Source organism: Flavobacterium sp. UGB4466 (assembly GCF_903469665.1).
GTDB lineage: Bacteria > Bacteroidota > Bacteroidia > Flavobacteriales > Flavobacteriaceae > Flavobacterium > Flavobacterium lipolyticum.
Genome location: NZ_CAGKLC010000028.1, coordinates 1 through 15,876 on the forward strand (window position 1 = coordinate 1; position 15,876 = coordinate 15,876).

Below are 15,876 nucleotides of genomic sequence, written 5' to 3' on the forward strand. Positions count from 1 at the left end.
TTGAAATTGTAAAATAATACTTAAACTTTTGACGACACCTTTTAAAATAGTTTGCTTATTACTTGTGTTGACTTTTTTTTCCTGCAGGAAAAATGAATTCGCGAATGCTAATGACAAAATCACTATTTCCTTCGATGGTAAGTATTTAAATGGCAAGGAGAAAGAAAAATATTTAGATTCCATATTTAATTTTTTAAAGGATCAGAATAATGATTCTGTTACCAGAAATCTTCATTTTAAGCTGTCTACAGAATATTACTATAATAAAAACCCAAAGAAATCTCTAGCAGCCAGTTTAGAGGTTTTGAGATTATCTAAAGAGGCTGATGACAAAGAAGGAATCGCAAAAGCATTTTATTATATTGGCGACAGCTATGGAAATGTAAAAAAGGACAGTGCTTATTTTTATTATTTGCAAGCCGAAAAAGTATATTCTACCTTATCGGATTACGATAATACGGGACGGATGTTATTTAACAAAGCTTATGTTTTGTTTTATGACGGAAATTATATTGAATGTGAGGTTGAAATCTCCAAAGCTTTACAGTATTTAAAAGAATCCAAAGATCAGCAGTTACTTTATTGCTGTAATGCCTTAATGGGGAATTGCCTGGAAAAGCTGGTCAATTATGACAAAGCATTGTGGTACCATCGTATGGCTTTGAATAATCTGGAAAAGATAAAACTGAATCATATTGACAAAGATGAAATAACCAATTACAATGTAACTGCTACGATTAATATTTGTAATCTATATGATTTAAAGGGGGAATATTTAAAGTCCATAGCAAAACTACAAGGTTTACTTTCAAGTGATTTAGAGAAAAATTGGCCTCGTTTGTATGCTAATGTTCTGAGTAATCTGGCCTACTCTAAAATGAAAATCGGAGAATATGACAATGTTTATGAAATGTTCTCCAAATCATTAGAGATTTTGAAAAATAAAGGAGATGAAGCAGATATTTTATATAAAAAGATCCGCATTGGAGAGTATTTCCTCACACAAAAAGATACTGCGAAAGCAATAGAAGTTTTAAAAGAAGCCAATTTGTTAGCTACTCGAATTAAGAACAGTAATGAAATTTTAACTTCATTAAAACTGCTTTCTACTCTGGATAAGAAAAATAGCCTCTATTATGCAAATGAGTACATTAATCTGAGTGATAGCATCAATATTGTTCAAAAAAATGCACATAATAAATATGCAAGAATTGAGTACGAAACTTCCAGAATTGAAGATGAAAATAAGGTTCTGACGAAGAAAAATTTCTATATTTTAATCCTCTCATTTGCATCGATTTTTCTATTGCTGATTATTGTTATTTTAAGATATTCCAAGTATAAAAATAAAGAATTTCAGTTCCTTAAAAAGCAAAAGTCTGCAAACGAGGAAATCTATTTATTGCTGATGGAACAGCATGAAAAAATAAACAATGCAAGAGATAATGAAAAATCCAAAATTGCAAAAGAACTGCATGACGGAATTATGAATAGAATTTATGGAGTCCGAATGAATCTGGGCTTTTTTAATTCTAAGGTAGAGAAGGAGATAATTGAAAAAAGAAAGGAGTATATTTTTGAACTGCAAAATATAGAAAATGAGGTTAGAATGGTATCACATGATCTGAGTCACAGTTCTTTTTTAGATGGTAATGACTTCAATGTTTTACTGTTAAGTTTAATCGAAGGTCAAAAGGGGATTAGTGATACTGATTTTAGCTACACAACCGACGAAAATTTTGAATGGTCAGCTATTCAAAATATTTATAAGATCAATTTATACCGTATCATTCAGGAAGCGATTTTAAATATCAATAAATATGCGAATGCCACAAAATGTGAAATTAAAATTCAGTTTGAGGCTAATAGTGTTCTAAGAATGTCTATTACTGACAATGGTCAGGGATTTGATACGACAACTAAAAAAGAGGGCATTGGTTTGAGCAATATGAAAGAAAGAACCAGCTCGCTGAAAGGTAAATTTAGTATTGAATCACAAATTGGAAAAGGAACCAAAATTGAAGTCCTGTTTACTATCCGGGAGCTTGCTTAAAGCTCTAAAATGACAAAATTTTAACGATCTCCGTAAAAGTCCTTATACCCGACAGGTTTAAAAAAAACCTGTCGGGTTTGTTTTACTTATTGGTTTTTAGAGGATTATAATCGTTTTCGCTTTCCACACAGAAACAGCGAGTATTTGATTTATTATCAGTGTTTGACGCTTTTTAATATGAAAGCCCGTAGTTTTTATTTAAAAAGTCCGTAATTTTTATATAAAGACTACTACTATTTTAGCCGTAAATAAAATGTGTTTTAATTTTTCAAATCCGTATTAAGAAGAGTATTCTCGTAACCGAGGACAGCGAAGCTATTAAAAAAATGGAGTGTTATTTATGAAGTCAATTCACAATGGTTGGTACGTTTTATATGTTAAATGTCATCATGAACGAAAAGTATTTGATATGCTTGGATATCTGTCTATTAAGGCTTTTTTACCAACCATTCAGGTACAGAGTACACGTACGGACAGAAAAAAAAGTATTCAGAAATTGCTTTTCCCTTCTTATGTTTTTGTAAAGATAAATTCCTCATTAGATTTTTATAAAACGCTTTCCGTTAATGGGGCCTGCATGTACATCCGTTTTGGAATGGAGTATGCCAAAGTGAGCGATGAAGAAATGAGGAAAATTGAACTTTTGCTTTTAAATAATGACGTTACTGAGGTCGAAACGCATGTTGAAGAATTTAGTGTCGGAGATTTTAAAACGATCTCTTACGGTTCCTTAAAAGGATTAGAATGTGAAGTACTAAATACAAACAACACCAATAAAATTGTGGTTAGAATTGATTCGCTGCAGAAAAATATCACCGCTACAATTCCATCCTATTATTTGCAAAATTAACATTATGGAGCGTAAAAAGCCCGGCTTTCGATTATGATGAAGTGAAACTTTGAATAAGAACGAGCTTTTTCCTGCGGATGAGTAATAAATTAAATATCTATAGTATCCATATAATTAATAGAACTATTTCCGATGAATGATTTAGATCTATTTTGTTAAAAGACAGTTTTTTATAACTAAACAGAATTCTCATACTTTTTTCATCACAGTTTGAAAAAGTAAATGTCCATCAAATTATTAGAGTTTTAAATGACAACCATCGAACAAAAAAGTATTTCGAACTATTGGGTAACAAAAGTTAAGAATAAGCCCCTGATGAATAGTGTTAAGGCAGAAAACGGGGATAGTAAGAACATACAAGTTGATACCGACAATCTTTCGTTTTTTAAAAAAATTACAGCTGAGAATGCAATAGCAGAACTAACGGTTTTAATTGCGGTTTACACTGCCTTACTGCAACGCTATTTTGAAGTAGAGAGTTTCATTTTTACGTCGAAACCTACTGATGCTGAAACTGCATTATTGTTTAATAGTATCTCCACATCTGGTCAGTCATTTAAGGATTATTTAGGGGAAGTTAAAAAGGAATTACAGGAAGTTTATAAACATTCGGACTATGACGATACATTACAGGAAAAATATCCTTTTGCTGAATATGCTCTTTTTGGCTTTTTCTACAATTCAAAATCAGCTCACACAAAAAATAACTTTCCGTTTTCAGTATCAGTAAACAAAAATGATACAGAATTGGAGTTATCTCTTTCCTATGATGTTTCGTTTGTGGAGGACCATGTGGCAGCTCATTTTTTAAGTACTTATGCAAACTGGCTGTTGCAACTTGAGCATTGTATGAATGATTCGGTTGATCAAATACCGGTTGTTACTTCGTTGGAAAAAGAAGAATTGTTAAACTCTTTTAATCCTTCGGTAAAAAAATATCCAACTAAAACGCTGGTTGAGTTATTTGAGGTACAGGCAGCAAAAACACCAATTGATACCGCTGTTATTTTTAAAGAAAAGGAATTAACTTATAACGAACTGAATCAGCACGCGAATCAGTTGGCCCATTATCTCAGACAAGAGTATGATATTCAGCCTAATGATTTAGTTGGAATAAAGCTCGAACGAAACGAATCTATAGCAGTAGTTGTATTAGGGATTCTTAAATCCGGTGCTGCTTATGTGCCTGTCGATGTTAATTATCCTGAAGAGCGCATTACCTACATCGAAGAGGACAGTCAGTGTAAAGTGGTGATAGATGAAAATGAATTTAGACATTTTCTTAGTCGTAAAGACAATTATAAAACAGACAATCCTGAGATACTAAATCAGTCTACGGACTTAGCCTATATCATTTATACTTCGGGAACTACCGGAAACCCGAAAGGGGTTATGATTACGCATCAGAATGCAGTTGTTTTACTTTATTGGTCCCAGGAGGAGTTTAATGCTGCTGCTTTTGATGTGGTCTATGCGGCAACTTCTTATTGCTTTGATCTTTCGGTCTACGAATTATTTTATCCTTTGTCTATTGGAAAAAAAATAAGAATTCTGGACAATGCACTCGAAATTGGAGAAGCACTTCAGTACGATAAAAAGGTATTGATCAATACCGTGCCGTCGAGCATTCGAAATACGATAGAAAGCGGATACCGTTTAGAAAATGCTGCGATCATAAATTTGGCAGGCGAACCTTTTCCGGTTGATATTGCTAAGAAATTATTACAGACTAATGCTGAGATACGAAATTTATACGGGCCATCTGAAGATACAACCTACAGTACAGTTTATAGATTAGCAGCGCAAAAAGAGTACACGGCTTCAGTTTCGATAGGCAAACCACTAGCGAATACTCAGGTTTACCTATTGGATAAAAATTTAGAATTAGTCCCTGTTGGTGTAGCCGGAAAATTGTACATCTCGGGTGATGGATTGTCAAAAGGATATTTGAATCGTCCTGAACTAACTGCTGAAAAATTCATACCGAATCCGTTTAAAGAGGAATCTTTAATGTACGATACCGGAGACATGGCCAAATGGCTTCCGGATGGGACTATTGACTTCCTGGGAAGAAAAGATTATCAGGTAAAATTAAGAGGATACCGCATTGAATTGGGAGAAATTGAAAACGCAGTGCTTTCTTTTTCAGAAAATATTACACAAGCCGTTGCTCTGGTATTACAAAAAAACGGAGTCCAGAATTTAGTGGTGTATTTCACTAAAACTAAAGTGACAGATCACGAAATTTTAAAAAATTACCTTAAAGAAAAGCTGCCAGCTTTTATGATACCGCATTATTTGATTGGCGTGGATAAAATTCCGTTGACACCAAACGGAAAAATTGACCGTAAGGTTCTTGAAGATTTGCCGTTGAATCAGGTATCCAATGCAAATTATGTAGCCCCGAAAAGTGAAACAGAAAAAACACTGACGATTATTTGGCAGGAAATTTTAGGGATCGAAAAAGTAGGTATCGAAGATAACTTTTTCGATTTGGGAGGACACAGTTTAATGATCGGTCAGGTGATCAATCTTATCTACAAACAGTTGGAGGGATCTATTTCTTATAAAGAGTTTTTCTTAACTCCTACTATTGCACAGATAAGTCAAAAAATACAAAAAGGAGGTTATAAGGTAATTCCCAAAGCGAAAGCGCAGGAATATTACCCGTTAACCTCTTCACAACATAAAATTTGGGTGCTGAGCCAGTTTGAAGGCGGTAATAGTGCCTACAACATGCATGGAGCTTTAAAATTTAGAGGAGATTTAGAAGTTTCAAAACTCGAAAATGCTTTCCGTCTTTTAATCGCTAAATATGAAATTTTAAGAACCTATTTTAAAGCGGGCTATGATGGTGAAATAAGTCAGTACATTTTAGAAGAAGGCGAATGGAATTTTGCCCTTACTCACGAAAATGATCTGAATAAGAGCACAGCAGAGATTTCTCAATATTTAAAGGAACAACAAGCGGCTATTTTTGATTTGACGAAAGCACCATTATTAAAAGCTGCACTAGTAAAAACAGAAGAGAACGAACATATTCTTTCACTGGTGGTACAGCATACCATAAGCGATGGCTGGTCTTTAGAACTGATGTTTGCTGAGATTGTAGCTGCTTACAATAATTTGGTTCAGGAGAAACCGGTTGATTTCGCACCTGCGGCAATTCAGTTTAAAGATTATGCAGCATGGTTACAGTCGCAGGAAAACGAAGAAGCGTTTTTAGATTCAGAAAACTATTGGTTGTCTGTATTTAAAGAAGATATTCCTGTTTTGGAATTGCCAAGTTACAGAAGCCGTCCGGTCAGACAAACTTATAATGGTAGTACGCTTTCGTATCAATTTTCGGAGGCCTTTTTATCAAAATTAAAACATTTTTCCCAGACGAATAATGTGACGCCGTTCATGACGCTAATGGCCGGAATCAATGCTTTGTTGTACCGCTATACAAATCAGAATACAATCGTTCTGGGCACTCCGATAGCCGGAAGGGAGCACCCAGATCTGGAAAACCAGCTGGGATTATTTTTAAATACGTTAGCGATTAAAACTGAAATAAATGGAACGGATAGTTTTTCGACCTTACTAGAGCTGCAAAGAAAGATCTTAATCGAGGCTTATGAGCATCAGAATTACTCCTTCAGCACTTTAGTCAACAAACTTAATTTAAAAAGAGACGCTTCAAGATCGGCCTTGTTTGATGTGTTGGTCGTATTGCAAAATCAGGCACAATTAAACACTATATCGACCCATGTTCCAATGTTGGGAGTTGAGATAGAGCCTTATGAAGTGAAACGAAATACTGCTCAGTTTGATCTTAGTTTTATTTTTACGGAGCAGGAGGAAAGGCTGTTATTAAGTCTGGAATACAATACCGATTTATACGATGCCTTTTGGATTAAGGCAATCTTCAAACATTTCGAGAATTTGTTGACAACTGTATTTACGGATGCAAACGTTACGATTGATGCTATTGAATATGTAGAGGAAACAGAAAAAGAATTGTTACTGAAAACATTCAATGCTACTGAAATATACTTTCCGAAAGAAGCTACTATTGTTGATCTGCTTGAAGCTCAGGCAGCCAAAACACCAAATGATTGTGCCCTTATCTTTAATGATGTACAGTTGACTTATAAGGAACTCCACGAGCAATCCAATCAATTGGGGGAATATCTGAGAGAAAATTATGCGATCAGACCCAACGATTTAGTAGGTGTTCGTTTAAAAAGAGACGAGCGTTTGCTCCTAACCATTTTGGGAGTGCTTAAATCAGGAGCAGCTTATGTCCCAATGGATGTTAATTATCCTGAGGATCGTATAAAATATATTGTAGAAGATAGTAATTGCAAAGTTGTAATTGACGAAAACGAATGGAGTAGGTTTCAGGTAAAGAAACATCACTATAGTACCGAAAATCTTTCAAAAATAAACAGAGCCGAAGATTTGGCTTATGTTATCTATACTTCGGGAACAACAGGTAAACCAAAAGGAGTTTTGATTACCAATAAAAATGTTTCAGCACTCTTGTACTGGGCTAAAAAAGAATTCGATACAGAACGTTTTGATTTGGTCTATGCCGTAACCTCACATTGTTTTGATCTTTCGGCCTATGAAATGTTTTTTACGTTATCAGTTGGCAAGACTATAAAACTGCTGAGCAATGCTTTGGAGATAAGTAAAGAATTAAAAACCGATAAAAAAGTTTTACTGAATACAGTTCCTTCCAGTATACGAAGTCTGATGGAGGAAGATTTTTCTTCATTAGAAAATGCCAGTATCATCAATTTAGCGGGTGAACCATTTCCGGTCGATATCGCCAGAGAATTGCTGCGCACTACAGCAGAAATCAGAAACCTGTACGGACCTTCTGAGGATACAACTTATAGTACCTATTACCAGTTAGAAAAAGGTAAGACCTATAAAACAATCCCGGTTGGAAAACCTATTTCCAATACACAGGCTTATGTATTAGACAAAAATCTGCAGCTTACACCACTGGGTATTGTTGGAAAACTTTATCTATCCGGCGAAGGAGTAGCTCTGGGATATTTGAATAAAGAAGAACTTACGGCCGCTAAATTTATCAAAAATCCATTTGTTGAAGGAAGTATTTTATACGATACGGGCGATATGGTTAAATGGTTTCCGGATGGGAATATTGAATTCCTGGGCAGAAAAGACCAACAGGTAAAACTAAGAGGCTATCGAATAGAGCTGGACGAAATAGAAAATGCTCTCCTGCAATTTTCAGCAGAGGTAAAACAGGTTGTGGTGGCGATAAAACCGTTTAAAGGCGCTGATACTTTAGTGGCTTACTACACAGTTGGTAATGCTATTTCTAAAGACGATTTAAAAGCCTATCTGCAAAGCAAACTGCCAGCTTATATGGTGCCGCAATATTATGTTGAGGTTCCTTTTATTCCTTTATCTCCAAATGGAAAAACAGACAAAGAAGCACTTCCGAATATCGATGAAACTAACGAGACGAATAGTGGTTATGTGGAACCGAAAGGACGGATTGAAAAAATAGTAGCACTTATCTGGAAAGATATTTTAGCAGTAGAGACCATCAGTGCGGCCGATGATTTTTTTAATTTGGGAGGGCACAGTCTCAAGCTGGGGCAGTTGATTAATAAAATAAACGAACAGTTACAGGTTACTGTTCCTTTTGAAAAGCTGTTTGAATATTCCGTTTTAAGAGATCAGGCCGAACTCATAAAGAGATCGTTCTCTAACAATTTTGAACCTATTGCAGCAGTTCCTGCGGCGACTTCATACGAGATGTCATATGCACAAAAAAGCCTTTGGATGGTCAGTCAGTTTAAAGGGAATGAAGTGGCTTATAATATTCCGGCCGTATATCATTTTCACGGAACACTTGACATTATTGCGTTTAAAGAAGCTTTCTATCGGGTTATCAAAAAGCATGAAATCCTGAGAACTGTTTTTAAAGAAGATGACGAAAAAAGTATCAGACAGTTCATTACACCATCTGAAGAATTTAAACTTTCGATTGGATGCGAAGATTTTAGCGACTTTAATGACAAAGAGCTGTTACTTCAGCAGGAAATTAAGCAAATAAGCAATTTTGAATTTGATTTGTTCAAAGGGCCTTTATTCAAGGCAAAATTAGTTCGTATCGATTCCCAACATCATGTTTTGTTATTTGTAATTCACCATATCATATCCGATGCTTGGTCATTGCAGCTTCTGATAGAAGAGATCAGTAGTAATTACAATTCAATATTGAAAAAAGAAGCGGTTCTGCCTTCTTCTAAATTAGATATTCAGTACAAAGAATACAGTCATTGGCTGAAAGCTCAGATTGAAACAAACGCTATAACTAGTGCTTATTGGATGAAGGAACTGCAGGGGCATTTAAAACCGCTCCATTATAAATATGAGTATCTGCTTCCGAATGATGTTGAAAATCAGGATAATAAAATTGATTTTTTCCTGAATGCCGAAGTCAATTCAGCCATAAAGAAGATCGCTAAAAAGCTTAATGTCACTGAATTTTCATTTCACTTAGCTGCATTTTTCAGTTTTCTGCATCTACAAACGGAGCAATCGGATATCGTATTAGGAGTTCCGTTTGCGGGAAGGGCTCATGCCCATCTCGAAGATCAGCTGGGGTATTATGTTAACCTGCTGCCTATACGAGTTAAATTTCATCAGAATGAAAATTTCGAAACCATAATCAGAGGGGTTCAGCACAAATTATCAAAAGCTTTTGAGCACCAAATGTACCCAATCGATTTAATCCTGAGAGATTTAGAATTTGAAAGGGGAGACAGAGGAACCAATTTTATCAATACCGGTTTTACCTGGAATGAGCTTACTCACGATGAATTTACAATCAATGAAAATCTTAAGGCAAAAGCGCAAAGTGTAGCTACAGAACAGGTTAAATATGACTTGTGGATAATTTCAAACGGTTCCGGTTTTATTCTGGAATACAGAAAAGAGGTTTTTAGTAAAGACACCATAGCTCTTTTTGCCGAACGTTATCTGGTATTTCTGGAAGAACTGTCAAAAGGCATAGAACATGAAATAGGAGCCTACAGTTTTAAAACCGAACGTGAAAAACAACTGGAAGCTTCCAGAATCAATATCGAAATCAATTTTTAGTGATCCTGTAAAATCAATACAACATTCAAATAAACCTTTTGTAATCCCTACAATATAATCAGACTACAGCATGAAAGATAAGAAAATCATACAAGATTATTGGTTGAACAAAATAAAGCAATACAGTAACGACAGCAGTTATTTACTGAGCAGATATGAGCAAGTTCCTTCCGGTCAGTATAGCATTGTATTAAAAAAGAACAGTCTGGATAAGATTGCTAAATTATCAGGAGGGAATGCCATTGCTGCGGCAACTATTTATTTGTCTGTTTTTAATACACTATTAAAAAGATATACTAATAACGAAAGTATCTGGGTGGCTTCGTCCCCTTTCAATTTGGAGGGAGTACAGCCCGAAAAAGATAGCTTGCTTTTTTATCATACTGCTATATCCAATATATCTTCATTGCGAGATGCGATAAACGCAACCAAACAGGAAATTGAAGATACTCTGCTTTATGATACTATTGATTTTGAGTTAATTGAAAAAGAGTTTCTAAATATTGAATTGACTCCTGAAGATTATCTTCAATATGCTTTTGTATATCAGAAATTAAATCACAGAAATAATCTATTGGCTCAGGCCAAACTTTGTTTGGAAATAGAAGATACCACTGCGGGTAAAGAATCAATTACCATACATTTTGATACTGCGAAATACGATGCACTTTTCATTCAAAATATGGTGGAGCATTTTATACATATACTTGAAAATAGTAGTGAGCTGATTGATACTAAGGTTGATGATATTGAATTCATTACGGCCTCTGAAAAACAGCAGTTATTGGAGTTTTCAGGTGAATCTGATAAGAAGATCGACGCAAGTGTTATCGGGATTTTTGAACAGCAGGTAAAAGCAACGCCTGACAACATTGCTTTAGTTTATAAAGAAAAAAAATACACCTATACAGCCGTAAACCGAAAAGTGAATCATCTGGCGAGTTTATTGCAAAAAGAGTACGGAATTAAATCCGGGGATATTATCGGGATCATGACTGATTATTCGGATAATACCATTTTCTCTTTTGCTGCGGCATTAAAACTGGGGGCTACTTATTTGTCTTTGGATTATAATCTTACGACAGAAAGACTTGATTATATCTTGTCGGACACACAGCCCAAAGCGATCATCACTCAACTCGAGTATCTGAACGACCTGCTTCATTACGATATCCCGTTATTTAGTATAGACGTCATGCTTAATGAAGAAAATATTTCCGATGTAAACTGGGAAAACAATAGTACAGGAGATATCGCTTACATCATGTACACTTCAGGATCAACCGGAGTGCCTAAAGGTGTTGTGGTAAAAGACAAAAGTATTGTACGATTGGTGAAAGAAACCAATTATATCGAAATTGATCCTCAGGACCGTATTCTGGCCATCTCAAATTCTTCGTTCGACGGTTCTACTTTTGATATTTGGGGAGCATTATTAAACGGAGCGACTTTACACATTCCGGAGAAAGATTTAGTGCTCAATTTTGAACTGTTGTTTCAGGCTATTACCACAAATGAAATTTCGGTTGTTTTTATGACAACGGCTTTGTTCAACTCCATGGTGGATACTGACATTGACAGTCTTAAAAACTTGAGAAAAATTCTTTTTGGCGGAGAAATGGTTTCCGTATCTCATGTGCGAAAGTTTGTCAATCATTTCGGAAGCGGAAGACTGGTACACGTTTATGGCCCAACCGAGAATACCACTTTTTCGACTTTTCACCCTGTTGAAGAAGTTTCAGAAGAAGCATCAGGAATCCCGATTGGAAAACCAATTTCCTATACTCAATGTTACATTCTTAACGAGAGTATGAAATTACAGCCTGTTGGTATTGCAGGAGAGTTGTATGTTTCGGGCGAAGGCGTTGCAGCGGGCTACTTAAACCAAGAAGAACTGACCTCAAAAAGTTTTGTTGAAAATCCTTATCAGGAAAATGCTCTGTTGTATAAAACCGGAGACATCTGCAAATGGCTGCCTGACGGTACGATAGAAATTTTAGGAAGAAGAGACAGTCAGGTGAAAATTCGCGGTTTCAGAATAGAACTAGGGGAAATCGAACGAAAGATAACGAGTTACAATAGTATTACCGAAGCTGTAATTCTCGTAAACAAAGACAGCCATGATGTGAAATTTTTAGCAGCGTTTTTTATTGCCGATGCGACTATCAATACTGAAGAGCTTCGTTCTTTCCTGGCGCAAAAACTGCCTAATTATATGGTTCCGGCTCATATTACTCAGGTGCCGCAAATTCCATTAAACAGAAACGGGAAAGTTGATCAGAAAGAATTAAACAAACTGGCAAAATCAAATACCGAAACGACCAGAGAGCTTGTTTTACCAACAACCGAAATCCAAATAGCCCTGCACAACATCTGGAAAGAACTGTTTGATAAAGAAGATATTAGTATAACCGATGACTTTTTCGACATTGGCGGACACAGTATTAAGGCAATGAATCTGGTGTCGACCATTCACAAAAACTTAAACATAAAAATAGATATCGGAAACGTTTTTGAAGACCGAAACATTAAAGCGCTTTCAGAAACGATACTGCAGGCTCAGGAAAATGAATTTCAGGAAATAGAAGCCCTGACAGAGCAGTCAAATTATGCAGTGTCATCATCGCAACAGCGCTTTTGGGCATTGAGTCAGTTTCAGGAAGCCAACATAGCCTACACAATTCCAAGCATCTACACCTTAACGGGAGATCTGGATCAAACGGCCTTAGCTTTTGCTTTTCAAACGATAACCAAACGACATGAAAGTTTCAGAACCACTTTTAAAGAAGATGAAAATCAGGAATTAAGACAATTTATTTTGCCTGAAGCGGAAAGTAATTTTGAGATTGATTTCGTTGATTTTTGCAATCGTTCAGAAAAGGAATTAGAAGAAACCATTAACAATCTCATTCAGGTAGTATTTAATTTATCGGAAGGACCGCTTTTAAAAGTAAGTGTATTGCAGGTAGAAGAATCCAAAGCGATACTGGTAGCAGTGATGCACCATATTATTAGTGACGGACTGTCTATGGAGGTTTTTATCGAAGAACTGCTGCATTTGTACAAAGCCCGTAAAAATAAACTTGCTGTAGATTTTAAACCGCTCAGAATACAATACAAAGATTTTGCTGCCTGGCAGAATGAACAACTGGAGAATGAATCGTTGCAGGTTCATAAAGCCTACTGGACGGAGAAATTCTCAGGCGAGCTTCCGGTGCTCAACCTTCAAAAAAGTAAAATTCGTCCTAAAATTAAATCCTATAACGGCGAAACAATTACCATAAATATTGATAGCAGAACCTTAAAAAATTTTAAAAATATACTGGATCAGGAAAACCTGACTTTGTTCATGGGGTTGCTAACCGTGGCAAATGTCCTGATTTATAAATATACCAATCAGGAAGATATTATACTGGGAACTACGATTAGCGGTAGAAATCATATTGATTTAGAGGGGCAAATTGGCTGTTTCATTAACGTATTGCCATTGCGCAGTCAGTTTTCACACAAAGATTCCATAATTGATTTATTCCGAAAGGTAAAAAAAGGAACACAGGAAGCTTACGAACATCAGATTTATCCTTTTGAACAATTAATCGGTGATTTGAATCTCACACATGATATCAGCAGAAATCCTTTATTTGATGCTACAGTCGTTTTACAAAATGCCGATTTAGATCAAAAATTAGAGGTTCTCAATAGTGAAGGTCTTGAAATAGCCCTCTATGAAAAAATAAAAGCAACGGTAAGCCGATTTGATATTTCATTCAATTTTGTAGAAACGGTAAAGGGACTGGAATTTAGCTTAGTCTACAATACGGATATTTTTGATACCATTTTTATTCGTCAAATTCAGAAACATTTTCACAACCTGCTGAATGCCGTAATTGCAAATCCGCATAATTCTATTGCTTCCCTGCCTTATTTATCAGTAGGCGAAATACAGCTTTTTACCTCAGATTTTAGTGCCGGAACCTTTAATTCTCAGGTTTGTCTGGACATTGTCGAAGCCTTTCAGTATCAGGTTAGAAAAACGCCTGCGCAAATAGCCGTTGTATATAAAAACCAACAATTGACTTACGAGGAATTAGATCGTAATGCAAACAAAATTGCGCATTTGTTAACCACAGAGTATGGAGTGACTAACGGAGAAAAAGTCGGAATCATTTTAGATAAATCAGAACTTTTGATCAGTACCATACTCGGGATTTTAAAAGCCGGCGGGGTATATGTTCCAATCGATGTGGAAAGTCCTAAGATCAGAAAAGAATTTATTGTTAATGATATCGGCGCAAAAGTCATCATTACCCAGATGGACTATATGTTTGATCTTGACTTTTTTGAAGGAAGTATTATCGCCATAGACGTTCAGTTAGACGCTTTAGAAAGTCATTCTCCGGCTCCGCAAATAACGAACAGTCCTGATGCTCCGGCATACATCATGTACACTTCCGGCTCTACCGGAAATCCAAAAGGCGTTTTGGTACCGCATAAAGGGGTTACCAGACTGGTTAAAAACACCAATTATATCGATTTTGATAGGGTACACGCCATCTTGTCTACAGGTTCTGTTTCTTTTGATGCCTCGACGTTTGAGTTTTGGGGAGCATTGCTTAATGGTGGAAAATTGGTTTTATGCGACAAAGAAGATTTACTAAACACAACCAAACTTGCTTCCCTAATAAAAACAGAAAAAGTAGATACCATGTGGTTTACATCGGGACTGCTAAACCAGTTTACCGATCAGGACGTATCCCTTTTTGAAGGATTAATCAATGTACTGGCAGGAGGTGAAAAATTATCAGCTAAACACATCCGTAAACTACTGGAAGCCTATCCGGAACTGAACCTTATTAACGGTTACGGACCTACTGAAAACACTACATTTTCGGCAACCTATAAAATTACAGCACCGGTAGAAGAGGATATTCCGATTGGTAAACCGATCAACAATTCTAAGGCTTACATCTTAGATCAAAATTTAGAACTATGCCCACTGGGAGTTGTTGGAGAAATATATCTGGCAGGTGACGGACTTTCATTAGGCTACTTGAATGCAGCAGAATTAAATGCCGAAAAGTTTCTGAATCCGAGGAGTTTGAATAGAGAACGAGTGTATAAAACCGGTGATTTAGGATTGTGGCTGCCCAATGGGAATATCAAATTTTTTGGAAGAAAAGACAGCCAGATCAAACTTCGCGGTTACCGAATTGAACTCAACGATATTGAAAAAACTTTAGATGCACACCCGGATATCAATGGGGCAGTAGTGGTATTGAAACAATTATCAGAAGCAGCAGACGAAAAATTTATTGTGGCTTATGTTAAGTCCAATCAGGTTATGAATCAAAAGGAGTTAAAGGCTTATCTGGCAGAAAGACTTCCTTTTTATATGATTCCAACTTATTTTATCGAAGTCGAGGATTTCATTTTGAATAAAAACGGAAAGATTGACAAAGAACTTCTTCCCGAGATTGATTTGTCGCAATTAGAAAGAGAATACATATCCTACCGGAATGAAACGGAGAAAACCCTCTCTGAGATTTGGAGTGAAATATTGTTGATCGAAAAGATCAGTGTAACCGATGATTTTTTTGAAATAGGAGGACACAGTTTGAGAGCCGTAAAATTAGCCAATATGATTCAGGAAAGTTTTGGCGTTGAAGTGAGTATCGGACATGTATTTCAATTCAGAACTATCGAAACGATGGCCGAACAGCTCAGGTTTATTCAGAAACAAGAAGAGCTGACAGCAAACAAAAAAGACCTTCAGGAAATCGATATCGACTTATAATACGACTGCTTTACTTTAATAATTGAAATATCCTCTGAAAATTAA

Annotated in this window: 4 protein-coding genes; all 4 read left to right on the plus strand. The window is 35.9% G+C overall.

The window, feature by feature from the left end; translation table 11 throughout:
- Positions 1–28 precede the first annotated feature (28 nt).
- Positions 29–2,053 carry a tetratricopeptide repeat-containing sensor histidine kinase gene (locus JO950_RS09515; RefSeq protein ID WP_237732327.1) on the plus strand — a complete coding sequence of 675 codons (2,025 nt, stop codon included), beginning with the start codon at positions 29–31 and terminating at the stop codon, positions 2,051–2,053.
- 340 nt (positions 2,054–2,393) lie between these two features.
- Positions 2,394–2,903: a UpxY family transcription antiterminator gene (locus JO950_RS09520; protein ID WP_230001374.1), complete on the plus strand. Its 510-nt coding sequence runs from the start codon at positions 2,394–2,396 to the stop codon at positions 2,901–2,903.
- A 249-nt stretch (positions 2,904–3,152) separates the two neighbouring features.
- Entirely contained in the window at positions 3,153–10,037 is a 6,885-nt protein-coding gene (locus tag JO950_RS09525) for a non-ribosomal peptide synthetase (RefSeq protein WP_202702426.1), read from the plus strand.
- Between the two features lie 70 nt (positions 10,038–10,107).
- Positions 10,108–15,831 (plus strand): non-ribosomal peptide synthetase, encoded by a 5,724-nt coding sequence (locus tag JO950_RS09530; protein ID WP_202702427.1) that lies wholly within the window; start codon positions 10,108–10,110, stop codon positions 15,829–15,831.
- Positions 15,832–15,876 lie beyond the last annotated feature (45 nt).

Excerpts from the sequence above, each read along its gene's own strand:
- JO950_RS09530 (WP_202702427.1), top strand. The coding sequence starts at position 10,108 with ATGAAAGATAAGAAAATCATACAAGATTATTGGTTGAACAAAATAAAG.
- JO950_RS09520 (WP_230001374.1), top strand. The coding sequence starts at position 2,394 with ATGAAGTCAATTCACAATGGTTGGTACGTTTTATATGTTAAATGTCAT.
- JO950_RS09525 (WP_202702426.1), top strand. The coding sequence starts at position 3,153 with ATGACAACCATCGAACAAAAAAGTATTTCGAACTATTGGGTAACAAAA.